The organism is Paracoccus acridae (assembly GCF_014642735.1).
Taxonomy (GTDB): domain Bacteria; phylum Pseudomonadota; class Alphaproteobacteria; order Rhodobacterales; family Rhodobacteraceae; genus Paracoccus; species Paracoccus acridae.
Map to the genome: position 1 here is coordinate 373,625 of NZ_BMIV01000003.1, position 20,259 is coordinate 393,883.

A 20,259-nucleotide genomic window follows, 5' to 3' on the forward strand; every position below is an offset into this window, starting at 1 on the left:
CGCGAAAAACGAGGGACCGCATGAAAACCGCACACGCCGCGCGCCTGGTGATCGCAGGGGTTCTTTGCGGGGGATTAGCTGCCTGTGGGGGTGGCGGACCAAATGCCGGACCGCAAGAGAGCGCCGACATGCGCCCCGAGGTGCGGCGCACGACGATCTGGGATGTCTTTGAAGGATCCGAGAACCCGAACACCACCGTCGGCGTGAACAAGTACCTGTGGAACGCCAGCTTGGAAGTGCTGAACTTCCTGCCGGTGCAGACGGTCGATCCCTTTACCGGCGTGATCCAGACCGGATATGGCACGCCGCCGGGCGGCGGGCGGTCCTATCGCGCGACAATCAAGATCGCCGATCCGGCACTGGACGCGCGCAGCCTGAAGCTGTCGCTGCAAGGCCCCGGCGGCGCGGCAATCGAGCCGGGCACCGTGCGGGCCGTAGAAGACGCGATCCTGACCCGCGCACGTCAGCTGCGAATCCAGGACGGGCGGCTGTAGGGGCCGGGCAGCGCCCACTGGACCCGCCAAGTCGCGCCGTATAAACCCGGCGGCGACGAATGACGCCAAAGGTCCGCACCATGCCCTATGATCCCTCTAGCAGCGAATCCCGGTGGCAGCAGGCCTGGGCCGACGCCGGCAGCTTCACCGCGACCCGCGACGAGCGGCCAAAATACTATGTGCTGGAAATGTTCCCCTATCCATCGGGGCGCATCCACATGGGCCATGTGCGCAACTACACGATGGGCGACGTGGTGGCGCGCTTTAAGCGTGCGCAGGGGTTCAGCGTCCTGCATCCGATGGGCTGGGACGCCTTCGGGATGCCTGCCGAGAACGCGGCGATGGAACAGGGCGGCCATCCGCGCGACTGGACCTATGCCAATATCGCCACCATGCGCGAGCAGCTGAAGCCGCTGGGCCTGTCCATCGACTGGTCCCGCGAATTCGCGACCTGCGACGACGACTATGTCCACCAGCAGCAGGCGATGTTCCTGGACATGCTGTCTGCGGGCCTCATCACCCGCAAGTCGGCCCAGGTGAACTGGGACCCGGTGGACATGACGGTGCTTGCCAATGAACAGGTCATCGACGGTAAGGGCTGGCGGTCGGGCGCCGCGGTCGAACGGCGCGAGCTGACACAATGGTTCTTCCGCATCTCGGATTATTCCGAGGAGTTGCTTTCGGCGCTGGACGGGCTGACCGGCTGGCCCGAGAAGGTGCGGCTGATGCAGTCGAACTGGATCGGCAAGTCGCGCGGGCTGCAGTTCCGGTTCGAAACCGTGGATGCCCCCGAGGAATTTGCCGCGATCGAGGTCTATACCACCCGCCCCGACACGCTGATGGGCGCAAGCTTCGTGGCGCTGTCGCCCGATCACCCGCTGATCAAGGATCTGGCCGCCGCCGATCCCAGGGTCGCCGCCTTTGTCGAGGAATGCCGCCGCATCGGCACGACCGAGGAAGCCATCGAGACCGCGCCCAAGCTGGGTTTCGACACGGGCCTGACCGTGAAGCATCCGCTGGACGAAGGTTGGCACCTGCCGATCTGGATCGCCAATTTCGTGCTGATGGACTATGGCACCGGCGCGATCTTCGGCAGCCCGGCCCATGACGAGCGCGACCACGAATTCGCCACGAAATACGGGCTGCCGATCCGCGCGACCTTTGGCGAACACGGCATGTCGCTGGAACAGGCCGATGCCATGGTCGCCCAGGCGCCCTATGTGCCGCTGAAATCCGAGACCGTCACCTATGTCCGCGGCTTCAGCGGCGCGGCGGACCAGACCGGAGAGGCCGCCGTGGACGCCGCCATCGCCCATGCCGAGGCCAATGGCTATGGCGAGGGCGTGACCAAGTTCCGCCTGCGCGACTGGGGCATCTCGCGCCAGCGCTATTGGGGCTGCCCGATCCCGGTCCTGCATTGCGACACCTGCGGCACCGTCCCCGAGGCCAAGGAAAACCTGCCTGTCCTGCTGCCCCAGGACGTGACCTTCGACGTGCCGGGCAACCCGCTGGACCGCCACCCGACCTGGCGGCAGGCGACCTGCCCCCAATGCGGCGGCGCGGCGCGGCGCGAGACGGACACGATGGACACATTCGTCGATTCGTCCTGGTATTACGCGCGCTTCACCAGCCCCCATGCGCCGACGCCCACCGACCGGGCCGACGCCGATTACTGGATGAATGTGGACCAGTATATCGGCGGGATCGAGCACGCGATCCTGCACCTGCTTTATTCGCGCTTCTTCGCCCGCGCGATGGTCAAGACGGGGCACCTGCCGGAAAGCGCCAAGGAACCCTTCGACGCGCTGTTCACGCAGGGTATGGTGACGCACGAGATCTACAAGACCACCGACGACCGGGGCCGCCCGGTCTATCACCTGCCCGAGGACGTGACCGACGGCAGGTTGGCCGACGGCACCGAGGTCGAGGTCATCCCCTCGGCCAAGATGTCGAAGTCCAAGAAGAACGTCGTCGATCCGGTCAATATTGTGCAGTCCTTCGGCGCCGATACCGCGCGCTGGTTCATGCTGTCCGACAGCCCGCCCGAACGCGACGTGGAATGGACCTCGGCCGGGGCCGAGGCCGCGAACAAGTTCCTGGCCCGCGTCTGGCGCCTGGCCGAGGAAGCGGGCGCGGACGCAGACGATCCCGACCTGACCCGCGCGGCGCATCGCGCGATCAATGATGTCACCAAGGCCATCGAGGGTTTCGCCTTCAACAAGGCGGTCGCCAAGATCTATGAACTGGCGAATGCCGTGGGCAAGTCGAAGGCCGGGGGCGAAGCGCGCAGGGCGGTGCTGCGGATCATGGCGCAGCTGATGGGGCCGATGGTGCCGCACCTGGCCGAGGATGTCTGGTCCATGGCGGGCGGGCAGGGCCTTCTGGTCGATGCGCCCTGGCCCAAGGCAGATCCGGCCATGCTGGAGGATGACACCGTCACCCTGCCCATCCAGATCAACGGCAAGCGCCGGGCTGAGATCAGCGTGGCCAAGGACACGCCCAAGGACCAGATCGAGGCCCTGGTGCTGGCGGACGAGACCGTGCAGCGTTTCCTGGAAGGCGCAGCCCCCCGGAAGCTGATCGTCGTGCCGGGGCGGATCGTCAATGTGGTCGCCTGACCCCCTTTCCCGCCGGGCGTCCCTTCTGGGGCTGCTGGCGCTGGGGGCTTGCGGGCTGACGCCGGTCTATGGCCCGAACGGCGCGGGCCGGCGGCTGTTCGGCAAGGTCCGCCCGCGCGATCCCCGGACCTATCAGGATTTCGCCTTCAACCGCCGGCTTGGCGAACGCCTGGGCGGCGAGGGGACGGATTACGATCTGGACTATCGCATCAATGTGGGCGTCGTCCCCCAGGCGATCACCACGGACGAGGTCACGAACCGCTATTCCCTGAACGGCACCGCCGATTTCGTGCTGACCGACCGGGCGGGCCGGGTGCTGGCGCAGGGGCGGGTCAGCAACTTCACCTCCTATTCGACCACGGGCACCACCATCGCCACGCTGGCCGCCGAGGGCGATGCCCGGACCCGTCTGGCCGAGATGCTGGCCGATCAGGTCGTCACCCGGCTGCTGGCGGCGTCAAGCCAACTGCCCGGATGATCCTGCCATGATTCTCAAGGGCGCGGAAATCGCGCGCTATCTGGCGCGGCCCGATCCCTCGCGCCCGGCGCTGCTGATCTATGGGCAGGATGCCATGCGCGTGGCGATGAAGCGGGCCGAGGCCGTGAAGGCCCTGGTGGGCGAAAAGGCCGACGAGGAGATGCGCCTGACCCGCCTGTCGGGCGCAGGGCTGCGCAAGGATCCCGCGCAACTGCTGGACGCGGTCAAGGAGGTCGGCTTCTTTCCCGGCCAGCGGGTCGTGCTGGTCGAGGATGCGCCCGACACGGCGGCCGATGCCATCCGTGCCGCGCTGGCCGAATGGCGGCCAGGCGATGCGGCGATGGTGGTGACGGCGGGCGCGCTGGGCAAGGCATCCGCGCTGCGCAAGCTGTTCGAGCCGCATCCGAGCGCCGTGACCGCGCCCATCTATGATGACCCGCCGGGCGAGGACGAGGTTGCGCGCTGGCTGGCCGAGGCCGGGCTGCGCCAAGTCCCGCCGCCCGCGATGCGCGAGATGATGGTCCTGGCCCGCGCCCTGGATCCGGGCGACCTGCGCCAGACGATCGAGAAGATCGGCCTTTACAAGCACGGCGACGACACGCCCCTGACCGGCGACGAGATCGCGCTGATGGCCCCTGCCACGATCGAGGCCGACCTGGACGAGTTGATCCACATCGTCGCCGAACGCCGCGAAGCCGAATTCGGCGCCATGATGCGCCGGATCGAAGGGCAGGGGGTCAGCCCTGTCACGCTGTGCATTGCCGCGCTGCGCCATTTCCGCGCCCTCCACCTGGCTGCCGCCGATCCCGCCGGGCCGGGCGTGGCCCTGTCGCGGATGCGCCCCCCGGTCTTCGGTCCCCGGCGCGACCGCATGGCGCGGCAGGCGCAGGCCTGGGGCATGGGCCCGCTGGAGGAAGCCGTCCGCGCGCTGCTGGATTGCGACCTGAACCTGCGCAGTTCTACCCGCGCGCCGCAGATGGCGCTGGTCGAACGCGCGCTGATCCGCCTGGCGATGACGCGGGGACGGCGGTGAGCGAGGCCGTCGAGGCCTTGGTCATCGGCGCAGGCCCGGCCGGGCTGATGGCGGCCGAGGCGCTGATGGCGCCGGGGCGCAGGGTCGTGGTGGCCGAGGCGATGCCCACGCCTGCGCGCAAGTTCCTGATGGCGGGCAAGTCGGGGTTGAACCTGACCAAGGACGAGCCGTTCGAGGCCTTTGCGCAAAGGTTCAGCCTTGGGACCGGGGCGCTGCCCCGGACCCCGGGGTATTTGGGCAACAGAGAAGCGGCCTTTGGTCCTGCCGAGGTCATGGCCTGGGCGCGGGGCTTGGGGATCAAGTTGTTCACGGGATCCACAGGGAGGGTGTTTCCGGTGGGCATGAAGGCCTCTCCGCTGCTGCGAGCCTGGCTGGCGCGGTTGCGCGCGGGCGGGGTCGAGTTGCGGACCCGCTGGCGGTGGACCGGCGAGAGGTTCCGGTTCGAGACCCCCGAAGGACCGCGCGAGATCCGGCCAGGCGTCACGGTTCTTGCGCTTGGCGGGGCAAGCTGGCCGCGCCTGGGATCGGATGCGGCCTGGGTTCCGTGGCTTGAAGGCGCGGGCGTCGGCGTCGCGCCGTTCCGGCCTGCGAATATGGGGTTTCGCGTGGCTTGGTCGACGCAGATGTCCCGGCATTTCGGCGCGGCGGTCAAGGGCACCGCGTTGCGGGCGGGGGATCTGACCAGCCGGGGCGAATGGATCATCGGCCGCCACGGGATCGAGGGCGGCGGGGTTTACGAGATCTCGGCCCCGCTGCGGGACGGCGCGGCAGGCCATGTCGATCTGGCGCCGGATCTGGATCGCAGTGCCCTGGCGGGACGATTCGCAAGGCCCAAGGGCAAGCTGTCGCTTGGCAATTGGCTGCGCCGCGTGCTGGACGATCCGGTCAAGGTGGCCTTGCTGCTGGAATGGGGCAGGCCGCTGCCCATGGATGCAGCAGGCTGGGCAGCATTGGCGAAGGCGCTGCCCCTGCGCCACCAGGGACCGATGGGGATCGCGACGGCGATCTCCTCGGCCGGGGGGGTGACCTGGGATTCGCTGACTGGGGCGCAGGAACTGCAAGCGATACCGGGTGTTTTCGTCGCCGGAGAGATGCTGGATTGGGAGGCGCCGACCGGCGGTTATCTTCTGACCGCCTGTCTGGGCAGCGGGCTGCATGCCGGGCGGGCAGCGGCTGCGCGGCTGGCCGCGATGTCGGCAGGTTGACCCCTCGGGCGCTGGATGGCCAAGGGCGCCTGATCCATGCTGGCGGAGGGGGGAAGCCACGCGTTGCCATGGAAAGGGTTTCCGATGGCCTATACGATCACCCATTTCGCGCCCGAGACGCGCGACCGCATCGACGCCTTCTTCAATCGCGGTGGCCAAGGCGTGAGCGCCTGCCTTGAAGCGCGGGCGCGATCCGCGCAGATCGAGGCGCTGGGGGCAAGGGCCGAGGCCGAACTGACTGGCATGGGCCTGATCCGTGACCGGACCATGGTGCCCGGGTTCCGCGACACCCCCTGGATCTGACCGGGCCTAGTCCTTCCAGTCGATCACCACCTGCGTCTGCGTGACGATGGCCGCGGCCTTGCCGTCGCCACGGGTGATCGTGGTCTGCCAGATCTGCGTCGTCCGCCCGATATGCAGGGGCAGGCTGACCGCGCGGGCCACGTCGCCCAGGCGGATCGGGCGCAGGAAGTTGGTCTTGCTTTCCAGCGTGGTGGTGGTCTTGCCCTGGGGCAGGTTCAGGAAGGTGCCCGTGCCGCCGGCATTGTCGGCCAGGCCCATGATGGCGCCGCCATGCAGCACGCCGTTGCGGTTGGCCAGGGCCTGGGTGACCGGCATTTCGAATTCGACCCGTTCAGGCGTGGCGCTGACCAGCCGGGCGCCGATATGGATGGCGAATTCGGGTTGGTCGTCAGCCTCGCGCCTGATGTGTTCGTCCATGGGATGTCCTTCCGCTGCCCGGCCATATCAACCAGGCAGGGGGGCAAGGGCAAGCGTCATGCCTTGCGGCAGGACACCAGTTGCGCGCGATACATCTGCGCCCGCTGGCCGACCTGGTTGGCGACCCGGACCAGCCAGGGCTTGCCCAGATAGGATTGCCGCGCGAATCCCGACCGGCCTTCGTGATAGGCCAGGTATTGCCCTGTCGCGTCCCATTTCGAGATGCCCAGGCGGCGCGAGGAATTGTGCATGTACCAGCCCATGAAATCCGTCGCATGGCGGATGTTGTCGCGCTTGGCGCGGCGGTTGCCGGTTTCCTTCTGGTATTCCTCCCATGTGCCGTCGAGCGCCTGGGAATAGCCATAGGCGCTGGACTGGCGGCCGATGGGGATCACCCCAAGCGCGTATTGATGGGGTGTGCGCGCATCGCCGATGAACTTCGATTCCTGGTGGATCGCGGCCATCTGCACATGGATCGGGATGCCCCACTTGCGCTCCGACGCCTTCATCGCCCGGTAATAGGCCGGTCGTTCCGCCACGATGGCGCAGGCGTTGTCCAGTTGCCGGGGTGCGGAATAATTGCCGCCGCCGCATGACGCGACCAGCCCGACAATCGCGAGTTTCAGAAGCCTGCTCATCCTGCCCTCTTGTCGTTTTCGGGCGATCTTACGGAAAATCACGGCCGGGTGAAATCACAAAGCCGGAAGATCAGACCGACAGGACCGCCTGGACCGCCCTTTGCCAAGCGGAATAACGCCGGTCGCGGTCCTTGTCGGACATCGCGGGTTCGAAGCGCCGGTCAAGCTGCCAGGCGCGGGCATATTCGTCGGGCGCGGGACAAAGACCGGCGCGATAGCCTGCCAGCCAGGCCGCGCCCTGGGCCGTCGTTTCCGTGTTCTTCGGCCTGTCCACGGGGGCGCCCAGGATGTCGGACAGGAACTGCATCGCCGGTTCGCTGGCGGTCATGCCGCCATCCACGCGCAGCACCGCATCGCCCGCCTGCGGCCAATCGGCCCGCATGGCCTCCAGCAGGTCGCGGGTCTGGAAACCCACGCTTTCCAGCGCGGCGCGGGCGAATTCGGCGGGGCCGGTGTTGCGGGTCAGGCCGAAGACCGCGCCCCGGGCATTGGGCGACCAATGGGGCGCGCCAAGGCCGGTGAAGGCCGGGACCATGACGACCTGCTGGCTGTCATCGGCCTGTTCGGACAGGGCCTGGGTTTCCTTCGCCTCTCGGATCAGCTTCAGCCCGTCGCGCAGCCATTGCACCACGGCGCCTGCGATGAAGATCGACCCTTCCAGGGCATAGGTGGTCTTGCCGTCCAACCTGTAGGCAATGGTGGTCAGCAGCCGGTTCTGCGACCGCACCGCCTGGTCGCCCGTGTTCAGCAGCGCGAAGCAGCCGGTGCCATAGGTGGATTTCATCATGCCCGGCTGGAAGCAGGCCTGGCCCACGGTCGCGGCCTGCTGGTCGCCTGCCACGCCCAGGATCGGGATTTCCCGGCCGAACAGATCCGCGCGGGTGGTGCCGAAATCGTCGGCGCTGTCCCTGACCTCGGGCAGCAGTTCGCGGGGCACGCCGAACAGGCGGCACATGTCGTCCGACCATTCGCCCTTGCGGATGTCGTAAAGCAGGGTGCGGCTGGCATTGGTGGCATCCGTCACATGCGACCGTCCGCCGGTCAGCTTCCAGATCAGGAAGCTGTCGATGGTGCCGAAGGCCAGCTCGCCCGCCCGCGCACGGTCCCGCGCGCCGTCCACATGATTCAGCAGCCAGCCGATCTTGGTGGCGCTGAAATAGGGGTCCAGCAGCAGGCCCGTGGTGTCGGTGACCTGATCCTCGACCCCTTCGTCGCGCAGGCGGTCGCAGATCTCGGCGGTGCGGCGGTCCTGCCAGACGATGGCGCGGTGGATCGGCTCGCCGGTGTTGCGGTCCCAGATCACCACAGTCTCGCGCTGATTGGTGATGCCGATGGCGTCGATGCGGGGGGCGCCGGCCTTTTCGATGGCGGCGCGGGCGGTTCCGGCGCTGCTGGTCCAGATGTCGCCCGGTTCGTGTTCCACCCAGCCCGAGCGCGGGAAATGCTGCGGGAATTCGTGCTGGGCCGTGGCCTGCACCGTCAGGTCGTCGCGAAAGACAAGCGCGCGGGACGAGGTCGTCCCCTGATCCATCGCCAGTATCGTCATGGTTCCTCCGTTTTCATCAGGGCGCCGATGGCAGCCAGGTCCGCCGCGCCCTTGTCGGTCAGCAGCCGTTCCAGCGATTCGTAATGGCGCAGCACCGCAAGGCCGGTGGGCGTGACCGTCGCGCCGCCGCCGCCCGCCCCGCCCCGGCTGCTGTCCACCAGGGGCGCGACAAAGGCCGCGTTCATTTCCTCGACCAGGGACCAGGCGCGCTTGTAGCTCATCCCCATCTGCCGCCCTGCGGCCGAGATCGAGCCGTGCTGCCCGATCAGCCGCAGAAGCTGCGCCTTGCCCGGACCCAGCACCAGCGGCGCGTCGTATTCCAGCCGCAGCTTGATCCGGGGTCCGTCCCTGTTCATCCGATTCGGTTCCTGTCTTTGCAGCAGGTTAGCCGCAGCATCCGCGCGACGCCACGGCGCGCTTGGCCGAAGGGGCGGGCCGGGCCTATGCTGTCCGGGCAACCAAGGGGAAGGGTTCGTCATGTCCACCGATATCGTCATCCTGTCCGGCGCGCGCACCGCGATCGGCACCTTCGGCGGCAGCCTGGCCGCCATTCCGCCGATCCAGCTTGCCGCCACCGTGACCCGCGCCGCGATGGAACGGGCGGGCGTCGCCCCCGAGAAGATCGGGCAGGTGGTCTTCGGCCATGTCATCAACACCGAACCCCGGGACATGTATCTGTCGCGCGTGGCGATGCTGGATGCTGGCATTCCCGACACCACGCCCGCGATGAACGTGAACCGGCTTTGCGGCTCGGGCGCGCAGGCCATCGTGTCGGCCGCGCAGGCGCTGATGCTGGGGGATGCCGATTTCGCCGTGGCGGGCGGCGCCGAAAGCATGAGCCGTTCGCCCTATGCCGTCAGCTCGGCCCGGTTCGGCGCCAAGATGGGCGACCAGAAGATGATGGACATGATGACCGGCGCGCTGACCTGCCCGATGGGAACCGGCCACATGGGCGTCACGGCGGAAAACGTCGCCGCCGAACATGACATCGGCAGGCAGGCGCAGGACGAATTCGCGATGGAATCGCAGCGCCGCGCGGCGGCGGCCATCGCGGCCGGGTATTTTCGCGACCAGATCGTTCCGGTCGAAGTAAAGGGCCGCAAGGGGCCGGTCACCTTTGACACGGACGAACATCCCAAGGAAACCAGCCTGGACAAGCTGGCGGGGCTGAAGGCGGTCTTCAAGAAGGAGGGCAGCGTCACGGCGGGCAATGCCAGCGGCATCAACGACGGCGCGGCGGCCCTGGTGCTGGCGCGGGCGGATGCGGCGCAGGCGGCGGGCCTGACGCCCCGCGCGCGGATCCTGGGCTGGGCCGTGGCGGGCGTGCGGCCCGAGGTGATGGGCATCGGCCCGATCCCGGCGGTGCAGAAGCTGCTGGAAAGGACCGGCCTGTCGGCGGGCGACTTCGACGTGATCGAATCGAACGAGGCCTTTGCGGCCCAGGCGCTGGCGGTGAACAAGGGGCTTGGGCTGGACCCCGCGAAGGTCAATCCCAACGGCGGCGCCATCGCGCTGGGCCATCCGGTCGGCGCGACCGGCGCGATCATCACCGTCAAGGCGCTGTATGAACTGGAGCGCATCGGCGGCAAGCGCGGGCTGGTGACCATGTGCATCGGCGGCGGCCAGGGGATCGCCCTTGCGATCGAATTGATGTGACCTAGGCCGGCTGCACTGTCGCGGGTTGCCGCGACAGGCGCAGGGCGGCGATTCCGGCCAGGATGATCACGGCGCTGCCGATGATCGTCCAGCGGTCGGGGTTTTCGCCGAACAGCGCGATCCCCGCCACCATCGCGAAGATCAGCCGGGTATAGCGGAAGGGCGTCACCGCGCCGACCTGGCCCGTCCGCATCGCCACCGTCAGGAAGGTATAGGCGCAGACCCCCGTGACGGAGGCCGCCGCAAGGCCCGCCCAGGTGGCGGCATCCGGCGCGACCGGCGGGCCGCCGAAAGGCAGGACGATCAGCCCGGCCACGATCAGCATGGAAAAGCCCGCGACGCCCAGTTGCCGGAAGGACAGCGACACGGGCGCGGCGCGGGTCGCCAGGTCCCGCCCGGCAAAGCCCAGCATCGCCATGATCGCCAGCAGCGACAGCGGCCCGAAGCCTTCGGTCCCCGGCCGCAGGATCAGCAGCACGCCCCCGAAACCCAATACAACGGCCAGCCAGCGACGGGGCCCGATCCGTTCCCCGAACAGCATCGCCGCGCCCACCATCACCACCAGCGGCGTCGCCTGCAGGATGGCCGAGGCCGTGGACAGCGGCGTCAGCGCGATGGCCAGCATGTAGAACAGCCGGCCCGTCACCTCGGACAGCGACCGCAGCACCATGGCGCGGCCCAGCATGGCGCGGGTGACGGGCGGCTCTCCTGCCAGGACCGACAGGGCGGCAAAGGTTGCCGTGCCCAGGATGCCGAAGGTGATCAGCACCTGCCCCGGCGGCAGGCTGACGGCCGCAAGCTTCAGCAGCGAATCCTCGACGGCGAAACCGGCCATGGACAGCACCATGAAGACGGCGCCCCGCAGGTTGTAGGCAGGCCCGAGGCGGGAATGGCGATGGGGCATGGGGAGGGACCTTGTCTGCGGCGAACCGGCCAAGCAGTCCCCCATCGGCACCGCCAAGGCAAGCCGAGGCGGCAGGAGGTCATCAAAAGGAACGGGCCGCCCCAGATCAAGGCGGCCCGCGAGATCCACGGAGATGGTCCGGTTAGGGATGGGTAAGCATCCGGTCCCAACCAGGGTTTACGACCCTTGGGGCTGCCCTCAGGCCACGGCCCCCCTGACTGTTCCGACACCTCTCTCCAATATCACTCTCGACACTGGACCACCTCCTTTCAATTGGTTGCCGTATAAGGAAAGCGTGCCACAGATCGGGGGCGAGTCAATCAGATTGTTCGTTCACTTCGCAACAAATTGCGCACGATGATGCGGAAGGGCACAAGGGTCAGTATGGCCAGGCCCATCTTGACCATCCAGTCGGCAGTTGCCAAGGAAACCCACAGGGCAGTGACCGGCCCCTGACCAAGAAGCGGAACGGCCTCGTTCGCCCAGCCGGTATTGGCGTCATGGGGCAGGGCCGCGGTAAAGGCGACCGTGAAGAAGATGGCGGTGTCCAGGACCGATCCGACCGATGACGAGGTCAGCGGCGCCACCCACCAGCGGCGTTTGCGCAACAGGTTGAAGACGACGATGTCGACAAGCTGCGCGACTAGGAAGGCCGCGCCCGACGCCACCGCGATTCGCAGCGTGGTCTTGTCCAGGCCGGCGGCCACGACCGAACACAGCACGCCCACCACGAAGCCCGCCAGCACCACCCGGCGGGCGGCGGCGGGACCATAGACGCGGTTCATCACCTCGGTGACAAGGAAGGCGAAGGGATAGGTGAAGGCACCCCAGGTCAGCCAGAGGCCTACCGTGAATTGCACAAGGATGTTCGAGGCCACGACGATGATGGCCATGGCAAGGATGCCGGGCAGATAGCGGGTCATTTATGCTTTTTCCGTTTTACAAGGTCGCGGAACAACTCGGCCCCGCGCCTTGCGGGACAGCGCGGGCCTTAGGCGCAGCCTTGGGGGCTTGTCAATCGCGCAGCCGGTATTCGACCAGTTCGGTGCGCTGCAAGGCCAGGAAATTGTCGTCCGAGATCATGGTCAGCCGGATCCCCTGCCCATCGTGCCAGACCGCCAGCCCTTCCAGGTTGTCGTATTGCAGGGCGCGGGTGGTCAGCAGGATTTCCTCGTTCACGGGGCCGTCGTCGGTCAACTGCATCCGCCGCACGCGCGAGGCGAAACCCAGGATGCCGCGAAAGTCGCGTTCCAGAAGATAGAACCAGCCGTCCGGCCCGAAATCAGCCCCGACCGCCAGCCAGCGCGGGTCGCGCCGGATTTCCCCGGCCTGTCCCCACTGGTTGTCGCGGAAGGTCAGGATCGGGAAGGGATCGCCTTCCTGTCCGGATTGCTCGGGCACGGCGAAAACCGTGTCGCCGCGGATCGCGATGGCCTCCATCCCGGAATTGAGCCGCATCCAGGGCAGTTCGGGCGGCAGGCGCCTGCGGCTGGGCACCGCATCGGGGTCTTCGTAAAGCGCGATGCGGTTCAGCCCTTCGAAGCTGATCCAGATCCGGCCGTCTTCGCCGATGGCCAGCCCCTCGCTGTCGCCGTGATAGCCGGGCTGGAGGGGAACGCCCTGGCGATCCTTCAGATGCGCCCGCCCGCCGATGTTCATGGCGCGGATCACGCCCTGCGAATCGCGGTCGATGCTGCCCCAGTAAAGATGGGCGCGGTCGGTCAGGGCGTGAAAGCCCGTGCCGTCGGGGCTGATCTCGATTCCCGAAAAGCCGCCGAAGCTGTCGTCGTCGCCGGTCCAGACGAAGGTGCCGACATATTCCAGCGACGCGGCCGGCGCAGGGGCGCCGGCCGCGATCAGCAACAGCGATAACAGCCCGCCTAGGGCGCGCCGGCGACGGTTCGGCATTGGCTGGGCAATTCGGAAAGACGGAAGGTCCGGGGATGGCGATAGTCCGGGTCGGGCGGCGTCGGCTGGACCCGGCTGGGGTCGATGCGGTTCTTGATCCATTCGGCGGCCTCGGCGCAGCCGTCGCCGGGGGGCGGCGGATCCTGGCGGTCGCAGATCGACCCGCGCGGGCAGGCCATCCGGACGTGGAAGTGATAGTTATGGGCATTGATGGGCCGCACTTTGCGCAGCCAGGACCGGTCTCCGCGCTCCATCTGGCACATGGCGACCTTGGCGACCGGATCGACGAAAATGCGTTCCACGCGCGGATCACGGGCGGCGGCCCGCATGATCGACATGTGCCCGCCGTTCCAGACATTCGTCAGCCCCACGCCCCGCCGGTCGGTGATGGACACCGACGAGATGCTTTCGCGCTGCGCGGGCGACAGATTCAGCGACGAGGGGGGCAGCATCCAGATATCGGCGTCCAGCCCCAGCTGGTGGCTGGCATGTCCCGATGTCATCGGCCCGCCGCGCGGCTGGCTCATGTCGCCGATGTAAAGCCCGCGCCAGCCTGCCTGCTGGGCGGCCTGCGACAGGCCGATCAGGAAATTCACCAGGTCAGGGTGGCCCCAGTTGCGATTGCGCGACAGGCGCATGGCCTGCCAGCTTGGCCCGCTTTCGGGCAATTGCACGAATCCCTGGCCGCAGCCTTTGGAATAGAAGCCGATCGACACGGCCGGCCCCTGCGAGGCGCTGCGGAAGCTGCCGAAGACGTCCTTGGCCAGCGGGTCGGCCGATGCGGGCATGACAAGGCCGGCCACGATGGCGGCGGCGGTCAGGAACTTGCGGATCACTGCTCTACCTCTCCCTCGGGTTTGACCCAGACTAGCAGAACAAGCGACAGGATAAACAGCACGATCAGCGGAGAGATGCCCAAACGCTGGTTCCCGCTGATGTCAGTGACGACGGCGATCAGCAGGGGCGCCAGGAAGGCGGTGGCCTTGCCGGACAGGGCGTAAAGGCCGAAGCCTTCGGTCGCGCGGGCCTCGGTCGTGTGGCGGACCATCATCGTGCGGCTGGCGGCCTGCAGCGCGCCGCCCGCGCCGCCGATCAGCGCGCCGCATCCGAAGAAGACCAAGTCCGGGACATAGAATCGCCCGAAGACAGGGTTCGAGGGAACCGCCAGGCCGAACAGGGTCTGGCGGTCCATGCCGACCACCACGATGCAGACGCCGGTCAGGATCAGGATGGTGCCGATGATGACGGGCTTGGGACCCCAGGCGCGGTCGGCCTGCCCGCCCGCCCAGCTGACGATGGCCGCCGCGATGGCGCTGACCACGCCGAAGACGCCCGCCAGGAACACGGGCCAGCCCAGCACGGTCGCCGCATAAACCCCGCCAAAGCCGTAAAGCGCGTTCAGCGCGTCGCGCGACAGCATCGACGATGCCAGCCAGGCCGCCAGGCTGTGGCGGTGGCGCAGGCTGCGGATCAGCGTCCACAAATCCGCCATCGCGGCGCCGATGCGGACCGGCTGTCGCGGCCCGCGCGGTTCGCGGACCCAAAGGAAGAAGGGGATCATGAACAGGGCATACCAGATCGCCACGAAGGGACCGACGAAGCGGGTTCCCTCGCGTTGCGCGGGGTCCAGGCCGAACAGCGGGTTGATTCCGATCAGCGTCCTGCCGCCCGGCGTTTCCTGGAACAGCGCCAGCATCACGGCCAGCGACAGTACGCCCCCCAGATATCCGAAGGCATAGCCCGATCCCGACAGGCGTCCGATCTCATCCCGCGGGGCAAGGCCGGGCAGAAGGGCGTTGGTGAAGATCGTCGCGAACTCGACCCCGATCAGGCCGATGCCGAACAGCACCACCGCCTGCACCAGGGCCGGCTGCTGCGGCATCAGGAACCACAGCCCGGCGGAGCCTGCGACATAAAGGATCGAGAAGACCCAGATCCAGGGCATCCGCCGCCCCGAGGTGTCGGCGACGGCCCCCAGGACCGGCGCGCAGATCGCGATGATGATGCCGGTGACGGAAAGCCCGTATCCCCACAGCGCCTGCGCCTGCGCCCCCGCCACCCGCAGGTCGCCGCTGATGTGCAGGAAATGGCGCTGCGCGACCTCGGCGAAATAGACCGAGAAGACGAAGGTCAGCAGAAGCGTATGAAAAGGCTGGCTGGCCCAGTCGAAAAACCACCAGCCCCAGATCCGTTTGCGATCCATCCCCCCTCGCGCGCGCCGTTCGCGGCCATAAGGCCGAAGCGGCGTCAGGCTGGCAAGTGGGCTTTTGCGTCAGGGGGAAGCACGGGCGGCCAGGGCCGCTGTCCGTCAGCCTCGATCCAGGCGCCGATCCAGTCGGGCAGGGGCGGGCTTTCGGACGGGGCGCCAAGCGCGGCCATGACCTCGGCCGGGGGCACGATCCCCTGGGCCGATGTGATGGCCGAACGGATCAGGACCTGGTTGCAGCAGTCGCCGCCCTTCCACATCGACTGGTCCATGTAGATGAAGCGGCTGTCCCAGCCCACCACGCGAGAGATCATCGTGAAGCGTTCGAAGGCGCGGATCCGGCGGCGATAGCGCACCGAACTGCCCGCCACGGTGATGCCCCATTTGCGGTCGCGCAGGATCGGGATCAGCCCGCTGCGCTGCGCCATCGGAATGCGGCCCAGGTCGAACAGCGTGAGGGTGCGGCCGTTGTTCAGCTCGATCCACGGGTCCAGATCCCAGGGCCAGCAGACATGGGTCGAGACATGCGTCCCCGTCACCCCAAGCTTCGGGGCGTTGCGGAACTTGACCATCTCCTTGGCGAAGCGGAACAGGGGATACATCGCGGATCCTTCGGGTTGCCTTGGGCCATGGGCGTGGCCCCGGCCCACGCGATCGTCAACCGGGAACGCTGCGGCAACTTGCTTGCGAAGCACCGCCCGCATCCCCATAACAAGCCCGAACACGAAAAGAGGGACGTGATGGGAACGCTTTACGAGGCCTTGCAACTGATCCTGCAGGTGGTGTGGTTCGTGATGATCGTCCATATCATCATGTCCTGGCTGATCAATTTCCAGGTGCTGAACCTGCGCCAGCCGCTTGTCGCGCAACTGTGGGACGGCCTGAACCGCCTTCTGGAACCCATCTATCGCCCGATCCGGGGCGTGCTGCCGAACACCGGCGGGCTGGATCTCGCGCCCCTGGTCCTGTTCATCATCATCATCATCCTGCAGCGCGCCCTGGCGAACAACGCGGGCTTCTTCTACGGATTCTGATGACCGCCCCTGATCCATCTGGCGACCTGCTGCGACAGGTCTGGGGCTTCGACGGCTTCCGCCCCGGCCAGCAAGAGATCGTCGAGGCGGTGGCCCAGGGCCGCGACGTGCTGGCGATCATGCCCACGGGCGGCGGCAAGTCGCTGTGCTTCCAGTTGCCCGCGCTGATGCGCGAGGGTGTGACGGTGGTGATTTCCCCGCTGATCGCGCTGATGCGCGATCAGGTCCGCGCCCTGCGCGAGGCGGGCGTGGCGGCGGGCGCGCTGACCAGCGGCAACACGGACGAGGAAACGGATACGGTTTTCCAGGCCCTGTCGCGGGGAGAGTTGAAGCTGCTGTATATGGCGCCGGAACGGCTGGCTTCGGGCGGGACGCTGTCCCTGCTGCGGCGCGCGGGCGTGACCGCCATCGCGGTGGACGAGGCGCATTGCGTCAGCCAATGGGGCCACGACTTCCGCCCGGATTACCTGCGCATCGGCGACCTGAAGCGCGCGTTGGACGTGCCGCTGGCGGCCTTCACCGCGACGGCGGATGTCGAGACGCGGGCCGAGATCGTGGCGCGCCTGTTCGACGGGCGGGAACCGGTCACCTTCCTGCGCGGCTTCGACCGCCCGAACATCCGCCTGGCCTTCCAGCCCAAGGACAGCCCGCGCCGGCAGGTGCTGGCCTATGTCGCCGCGCGGCGCGGCCAGTCCGGCATCGTCTATTGCGGCGCCCGCGCCCGGACCGAGACCCTGGCCCAGGCGCTGCGCGAGGCGGGCCATCCCGCCATCGCCTATCACGCGGGCCTTGATCCCGACGCCCGGCGCGAGGCCGAGGCCCGCTTCCAGCGAGAGGACGGGCTGATCGTCGTGGCCACCGTGGCCTTCGGCATGGGCATCGACAAGCCCGACATCCGCTGGGTGCTGCATGCCGACCTGCCCAAGACCATCGAGGGCTATTACCAGGAAATCGGCCGCGCCGGCCGCGACGGCGATCCCGCCGACACGCTGACGCTTTACGGCCCCGACGACATCCGCCTGCGCCGCACCCAGATCGACGAGGGTCTGGCCGAGCCTGCCCGCAAGGCCGCCGACCACGCCCGGCTGAACGCGCTTCTGGGCCTGGCCGAGGCGACCGGCTGCCGCCGCCGCAAGCTTCTGGCCTATTTCGGCGAGGATCTGGCCGAGGATTGCGGGAACTGCGACCTGTGCCAGGTGCCGCCGAAGCTGTTCGACGCCACCCAGGCGGTGCGCAAGGCGCTGTCGGCCATCGTGCGAACCGGCGAATGGTTCGGCGCCACGCATCTGATCGACATCCTGACCGGCAATACCACCGAAAAGGTGCGTGAACGCGGCCATGACAACCTGCCGACCTTCGGCGTGGGTCGTGACCACAGCCGCGCGCAATGGCAGGCGATCTTCCGGCAGATGATGGGCCGCGACCTCTGCCGACCCGATCCCGAACGCCACGGCGCCCTGCACCTGACCGAGGCCGCCCATCCCGTCCTGCGCGGCGAGGAAAGCGTGACCCTGCGCCAGGACACCACCGCGTCGAAGCCCGCCACCGTCCTGCGCACCCAGGTCAGCGAGGAGGACGAGCCGCTGCTGTCCGCGTTGAAGGCCAAGCGCCGGGCGCTTGCCGAGGCCGCGCGCGTGCCCGCCTATGTCATCTTCCCGGACCGCACCCTGATCGAGATGGCCGAAAAGCGCCCTCAGACTTTGGACCAGATGGCCCAGGTCGGCGGGGTGGGCGCGAAGAAGCTGGAAAGCTATGGCCGCGACTTCCTGGCGGTGATCGCGGGCGAGGTGCCCGACATGCACCCGCAGCGCCGCAAGCTGGCGGGCCGCCCGGAAGGTGCGCTCTTCGACCGGCTGGTCGCGGTGCAGGCGGACCTTCTGCGCGGGCCGGACGGGACGGAAAAGCCGCTGTCCTGTTCCACCGCCCAGATCCGCCGCATCGCCGAGGCCAGGCCCTTGGACCAGGCCGGTCTGGCGCGGCATCTGGATCAGGCGCGCCTGGACCGTTTCGGCGCGGCCTTCCTGCGCGAAATCGCAGCGGCTTGATGGAATTGTCAGTGTAAAGTGAACGTGATGCCCTGCCCGGGGCGTTTCTGCGTCACTATCCTGATGCGGCATCCTTGGGAGAGAGTCATGAAACTTCGCTGGTCCGACGTCACCCCGAAAGCCGACTACCTCAACCGCCGGACCTTCATCGCGGCAGGCGCCGTGGCGATGGCCTCGCCCGCCTGGGCCCTGACCGGCAAGCCATCGGCCTATTCCACCGTGGAAAAGCCGAACACGCTGGAAGAGATCACCAACTACAACAACTTCTACGAATTCGGCCTGGACAAGACCGATCCCGCGCGTCACGCGGGTGCCATGACCACCGATCCCTGGTCGGTCGAGATCGGCGGCATGGTGGACCGCCCCGGCAGCTATGGCGTCGATGATCTGGCCCCCGCCAATGCGCTGGAAGAACGCATCTATCGCCTGCGCTGCGTCGAGGCCTGGTCCATGGTGATCCCCTGGATCGGCGTGCCGCTGGCAGGCGTGCTGGACAAGGCCGGGGTGCAGCCCGGCGCGAAATTCGTGGCTTTCGAGACCCTCTATCGCCCGGAAGAAATGCGCGGCCAGTCGCGTCCGCTTCTGGACTGGCCCTACAAGGAAGGTCTGCGCATCGACGAGGCGATGCATCCGCTGACGATCCTGGCGACGGGCCTTTACGGCGACGTGCTGCCCAACCAGAACGGCGCGCCGATCCGGCTGGTCGTGCCGTGGAAATATGGCTTCAAGTCGATCAAGTCGATCGTCAAGATCACGCTGACCGACAAGCAGCCGGTTTCGACCTGGCAGGCGATGCAGCCGTCGGAATACGGCTTCTATGCGAACGTGAACCCCCAGGTGGACCATCCCCGCTGGTCCCAGGCCACCGAACGCCGCATCGGCGCGGGCCTGTTCGGCGGACGAGAGGAAACGCAGATGTTCAACGGCTATGGCGACCAGGTGGCGTCGCTTTATGCCGGGATGGATCTGGCAAGGGATTACTGATGCGGGCCGCCGTGAACGGATGGCTGCGAGGCATCCCGGTCTGGGCGCTGTGGCTGGGCGGGCTGGTGCCGCTGGCGCTGCTGGTCTGGGACACGCTGAACGGCGGCCTGGGAATCGACCCGATCCGCGACATCGAACACCGGCTGGGACGCACCGCGCTGTACTTCCTGGTCGCCAGCCTTGCCGTGACGCCGGTCCTGCGCATCACGGGGATCAGCTTCATGCGGTTCCGCCGCGCTCTCGGGTTGTTGTGCTTCACCTATGCGGGGCTGCATGTGCTGTCCTGGGTGGTGATGGACATGGCGCTGCTGTGGGGGGCGATGGCGCGCGACGTGGTCAAGCGGCCCTATCTCGTCTTCGGCATGGCGGCCTTCCTGATGCTGCTGGCGCTTGCGGTCACTTCGAACAACGCCTCGATCCGCGGGATGGGCGGGGCGGCGTGGCGCAGGCTGCACAAGCTGGCCTATGTCGCAGCCCCTCTGGTGACGCTGCACTGGATCTGGGCGCTGAAGACCTTCCCCCTGGAGCCGGTCCTGTGGCTGTCGGCGATTCTGGTTCTTCTGGGCCTGCGAGTCGCCGTGCCTCGGCCGATCCGCTGGGGCCAAGCCGCGGTGGTGAAATAATTATCTTTTAAAAGCAGAAGGTTGCATAAAATATGACCGTTCTGCGAAAAAACTTCGCCCGACCCTCTTGCCCTCCCCCTCTCTCCTTCGTAAATACCGCTTCACCGAAGGCGGGAACGCTGGAGGGGGCGGAACGGGAAGCGGGATCGCGGAAGGTTCCGGAGACA

21 protein-coding genes are annotated in these 20,259 nt (G+C 67.6%); 11 read left to right on the forward strand and 10 right to left on the reverse strand.

Annotated features, from left to right (window positions below):
* Positions 1 to 20 precede the first annotated feature (20 nt).
* The 6 genes from IEX25_RS07130 (at position 21) to IEX25_RS07155 (ending at position 6,131) form a co-directional block, all read left to right on the forward strand.
* Positions 21 to 494 carry a DUF3576 domain-containing protein gene (locus IEX25_RS07130; RefSeq protein ID WP_188714612.1) on the forward strand — a complete coding sequence of 158 codons (474 nt, stop codon included), beginning with the start codon at positions 21 to 23 and terminating at the stop codon, positions 492 to 494.
* An 80-nt stretch (positions 495 to 574) separates the two neighbouring features.
* Positions 575 to 3,112 (forward strand): leucine--tRNA ligase, encoded by a 2,538-nt coding sequence (gene leuS / locus IEX25_RS07135; protein WP_188714613.1) that lies wholly within the window; start codon positions 575 to 577, stop codon positions 3,110 to 3,112.
* The gene (gene lptE / locus IEX25_RS07140) at positions 3,099 to 3,590 is read left to right on the forward strand and encodes an LPS assembly lipoprotein LptE (protein ID WP_188714614.1); all 492 of its coding nucleotides are present in this window, start codon (positions 3,099 to 3,101) and stop codon (positions 3,588 to 3,590) included. The genes leuS and lptE overlap by 14 nt, the downstream gene beginning before the upstream one ends.
* 7 nt (positions 3,591 to 3,597) lie before the next feature.
* Positions 3,598 to 4,623 carry a DNA polymerase III subunit delta gene (holA, locus tag IEX25_RS07145; protein WP_188714615.1) on the forward strand — a complete coding sequence of 342 codons (1,026 nt, stop codon included), beginning with the start codon at positions 3,598 to 3,600 and terminating at the stop codon, positions 4,621 to 4,623.
* Positions 4,620 to 5,828 carry a BaiN/RdsA family NAD(P)/FAD-dependent oxidoreductase gene (locus IEX25_RS07150; protein WP_188714616.1) on the forward strand — a complete coding sequence of 403 codons (1,209 nt, stop codon included), beginning with the start codon at positions 4,620 to 4,622 and terminating at the stop codon, positions 5,826 to 5,828. The genes holA and IEX25_RS07150 overlap by 4 nt, the downstream gene beginning before the upstream one ends.
* Before the next feature lie 84 nt (positions 5,829 to 5,912).
* Positions 5,913 to 6,131 carry a hypothetical protein gene (locus IEX25_RS07155; protein ID WP_188714617.1) on the forward strand — a complete coding sequence of 73 codons (219 nt, stop codon included), beginning with the start codon at positions 5,913 to 5,915 and terminating at the stop codon, positions 6,129 to 6,131.
* Positions 6,132 to 6,137: 6 nt separating this feature from the next.
* On the opposite strand, the gene IEX25_RS07160 is transcribed toward IEX25_RS07155, so the two are convergent.
* The 4 genes from IEX25_RS07160 to IEX25_RS07175 all read right to left on the reverse strand — a co-directional run bounded on the left by IEX25_RS07160 (position 6,138) and on the right by IEX25_RS07175 (position 9,088).
* A complete protein-coding gene (locus IEX25_RS07160) occupies positions 6,138 to 6,548 on the reverse strand; it encodes a PaaI family thioesterase (protein WP_103171950.1) in 411 nt (136 codons plus the stop codon).
* 56 nt (positions 6,549 to 6,604) lie between these two features.
* On the reverse strand, positions 6,605 to 7,186 hold the full coding sequence (locus IEX25_RS07165) for a transglycosylase SLT domain-containing protein (RefSeq protein WP_103171949.1): 582 nt from the start codon (positions 7,184 to 7,186) through the stop codon (positions 6,605 to 6,607).
* A 70-nt stretch (positions 7,187 to 7,256) separates the two neighbouring features.
* Positions 7,257 to 8,732 carry a glycerol kinase GlpK gene (glpK, locus tag IEX25_RS07170; RefSeq protein WP_188714618.1) on the reverse strand — a complete coding sequence of 492 codons (1,476 nt, stop codon included), beginning with the start codon at positions 8,730 to 8,732 and terminating at the stop codon, positions 7,257 to 7,259.
* Positions 8,729 to 9,088, reverse strand: coding sequence for a winged helix-turn-helix domain-containing protein (locus IEX25_RS07175; RefSeq protein ID WP_188714619.1), 360 nt, complete (start codon positions 9,086 to 9,088; stop codon positions 8,729 to 8,731). The genes glpK and IEX25_RS07175 overlap by 4 nt, the downstream gene beginning before the upstream one ends.
* 121 nt (positions 9,089 to 9,209) lie before the next feature.
* Between IEX25_RS07175 and IEX25_RS07180 the strand changes: the two genes are divergently transcribed.
* Positions 9,210 to 10,388 (forward strand): acetyl-CoA C-acyltransferase family protein, encoded by a 1,179-nt coding sequence (locus tag IEX25_RS07180; RefSeq protein WP_188714620.1) that lies wholly within the window; start codon positions 9,210 to 9,212, stop codon positions 10,386 to 10,388.
* A gap of 1 nt (position 10,389) precedes the next feature.
* Here the strand turns inward: IEX25_RS07180 and IEX25_RS07185 are convergent, their stop codons facing one another.
* The 6 genes from IEX25_RS07185 to IEX25_RS07210 all read right to left on the reverse strand — a co-directional run bounded on the left by IEX25_RS07185 (position 10,390) and on the right by IEX25_RS07210 (position 16,008).
* Positions 10,390 to 11,292 (reverse strand): DMT family transporter, encoded by a 903-nt coding sequence (locus tag IEX25_RS07185; protein WP_229665081.1) that lies wholly within the window; start codon positions 11,290 to 11,292, stop codon positions 10,390 to 10,392.
* Between the two features lie 320 nt (positions 11,293 to 11,612).
* Positions 11,613 to 12,215 (reverse strand): queuosine precursor transporter, encoded by a 603-nt coding sequence (locus IEX25_RS07190; protein WP_188714621.1) that lies wholly within the window; start codon positions 12,213 to 12,215, stop codon positions 11,613 to 11,615.
* Between the two features lie 91 nt (positions 12,216 to 12,306).
* Positions 12,307 to 13,200, reverse strand: coding sequence for an esterase-like activity of phytase family protein (locus tag IEX25_RS07195; protein WP_188714622.1), 894 nt, complete (start codon positions 13,198 to 13,200; stop codon positions 12,307 to 12,309).
* The gene (gene mepA / locus IEX25_RS07200; protein WP_103171943.1) at positions 13,173 to 14,036 is read right to left on the reverse strand and encodes a penicillin-insensitive murein endopeptidase; all 864 of its coding nucleotides are present in this window, start codon (positions 14,034 to 14,036) and stop codon (positions 13,173 to 13,175) included. The genes IEX25_RS07195 and mepA overlap by 28 nt, the downstream gene beginning before the upstream one ends.
* Positions 14,033 to 15,403: an MFS transporter gene (locus IEX25_RS07205; RefSeq protein WP_188714623.1), complete on the reverse strand. Its 1,371-nt coding sequence runs from the start codon at positions 15,401 to 15,403 to the stop codon at positions 14,033 to 14,035. Before IEX25_RS07205 ends, mepA begins: the two co-directional genes overlap by 4 nt.
* A 44-nt stretch (positions 15,404 to 15,447) precedes the next feature.
* Positions 15,448 to 16,008 (reverse strand): acyl-CoA thioesterase, encoded by a 561-nt coding sequence (locus tag IEX25_RS07210; protein ID WP_188714624.1) that lies wholly within the window; start codon positions 16,006 to 16,008, stop codon positions 15,448 to 15,450.
* Between the two features lie 27 nt (positions 16,009 to 16,035).
* Between IEX25_RS07210 and IEX25_RS07215 the strand changes: the two genes are divergently transcribed.
* From IEX25_RS07215 to msrQ, 4 genes are all read left to right on the forward strand, one after another.
* On the forward strand, positions 16,036 to 16,440 hold the full coding sequence (locus tag IEX25_RS07215; protein ID WP_502243829.1) for a YggT family protein: 405 nt from the start codon (positions 16,036 to 16,038) through the stop codon (positions 16,438 to 16,440).
* Complete coding sequence (recQ, locus tag IEX25_RS07220) at positions 16,440 to 18,485, forward strand: DNA helicase RecQ (protein ID WP_188714625.1); 2,046 nt, start codon at positions 16,440 to 16,442, stop codon at positions 18,483 to 18,485. The genes IEX25_RS07215 and recQ overlap by 1 nt, the downstream gene beginning before the upstream one ends.
* 87 nt (positions 18,486 to 18,572) lie before the next feature.
* Entirely contained in the window at positions 18,573 to 19,469 is an 897-nt protein-coding gene (gene msrP / locus IEX25_RS07225) for a protein-methionine-sulfoxide reductase catalytic subunit MsrP (RefSeq protein WP_188714626.1), read from the forward strand.
* Positions 19,469 to 20,092: a protein-methionine-sulfoxide reductase heme-binding subunit MsrQ gene (gene msrQ / locus IEX25_RS07230; protein ID WP_188714627.1), complete on the forward strand. Its 624-nt coding sequence runs from the start codon at positions 19,469 to 19,471 to the stop codon at positions 20,090 to 20,092. The genes msrP and msrQ overlap by 1 nt, the downstream gene beginning before the upstream one ends.
* Positions 20,093 to 20,259: the final 167 nt, after the last annotated feature.

Excerpts from the sequence above, each read along its gene's own strand:
- holA (WP_188714615.1), top strand. The coding sequence starts at position 3,598 with ATGATTCTCAAGGGCGCGGAAATCGCGCGCTATCTGGCGCGGCCCGAT.
- glpK (WP_188714618.1), bottom strand. The coding sequence starts at position 8,732 with ATGACGATACTGGCGATGGATCAGGGGACGACCTCGTCCCGCGCGCTT.
- IEX25_RS07160 (WP_103171950.1), bottom strand. The coding sequence starts at position 6,548 with ATGGACGAACACATCAGGCGCGAGGCTGACGACCAACCCGAATTCGCC.
- msrP (WP_188714626.1), top strand. The coding sequence starts at position 18,573 with ATGAAACTTCGCTGGTCCGACGTCACCCCGAAAGCCGACTACCTCAAC.
- msrQ (WP_188714627.1), top strand. The coding sequence starts at position 19,469 with ATGCGGGCCGCCGTGAACGGATGGCTGCGAGGCATCCCGGTCTGGGCG.
- IEX25_RS07215 (WP_502243829.1), top strand. The coding sequence starts at position 16,036 with ATGGGCGTGGCCCCGGCCCACGCGATCGTCAACCGGGAACGCTGCGGC.
- IEX25_RS07190 (WP_188714621.1), bottom strand. The coding sequence starts at position 12,215 with ATGACCCGCTATCTGCCCGGCATCCTTGCCATGGCCATCATCGTCGTG.
- leuS (WP_188714613.1), top strand. The coding sequence starts at position 575 with ATGCCCTATGATCCCTCTAGCAGCGAATCCCGGTGGCAGCAGGCCTGG.
- lptE (WP_188714614.1), top strand. The coding sequence starts at position 3,099 with ATGTGGTCGCCTGACCCCCTTTCCCGCCGGGCGTCCCTTCTGGGGCTG.
- IEX25_RS07175 (WP_188714619.1), bottom strand. The coding sequence starts at position 9,088 with ATGAACAGGGACGGACCCCGGATCAAGCTGCGGCTGGAATACGACGCG.
- IEX25_RS07180 (WP_188714620.1), top strand. The coding sequence starts at position 9,210 with ATGTCCACCGATATCGTCATCCTGTCCGGCGCGCGCACCGCGATCGGC.
- IEX25_RS07165 (WP_103171949.1), bottom strand. The coding sequence starts at position 7,186 with ATGAGCAGGCTTCTGAAACTCGCGATTGTCGGGCTGGTCGCGTCATGC.
- IEX25_RS07130 (WP_188714612.1), top strand. The coding sequence starts at position 21 with ATGAAAACCGCACACGCCGCGCGCCTGGTGATCGCAGGGGTTCTTTGC.
- IEX25_RS07205 (WP_188714623.1), bottom strand. The coding sequence starts at position 15,403 with ATGGATCGCAAACGGATCTGGGGCTGGTGGTTTTTCGACTGGGCCAGC.
- recQ (WP_188714625.1), top strand. The coding sequence starts at position 16,440 with ATGACCGCCCCTGATCCATCTGGCGACCTGCTGCGACAGGTCTGGGGC.
- IEX25_RS07185 (WP_229665081.1), bottom strand. The coding sequence starts at position 11,292 with ATGCCCCATCGCCATTCCCGCCTCGGGCCTGCCTACAACCTGCGGGGC.
- IEX25_RS07155 (WP_188714617.1), top strand. The coding sequence starts at position 5,913 with ATGGCCTATACGATCACCCATTTCGCGCCCGAGACGCGCGACCGCATC.
- IEX25_RS07210 (WP_188714624.1), bottom strand. The coding sequence starts at position 16,008 with ATGTATCCCCTGTTCCGCTTCGCCAAGGAGATGGTCAAGTTCCGCAAC.
- IEX25_RS07195 (WP_188714622.1), bottom strand. The coding sequence starts at position 13,200 with ATGCCGAACCGTCGCCGGCGCGCCCTAGGCGGGCTGTTATCGCTGTTG.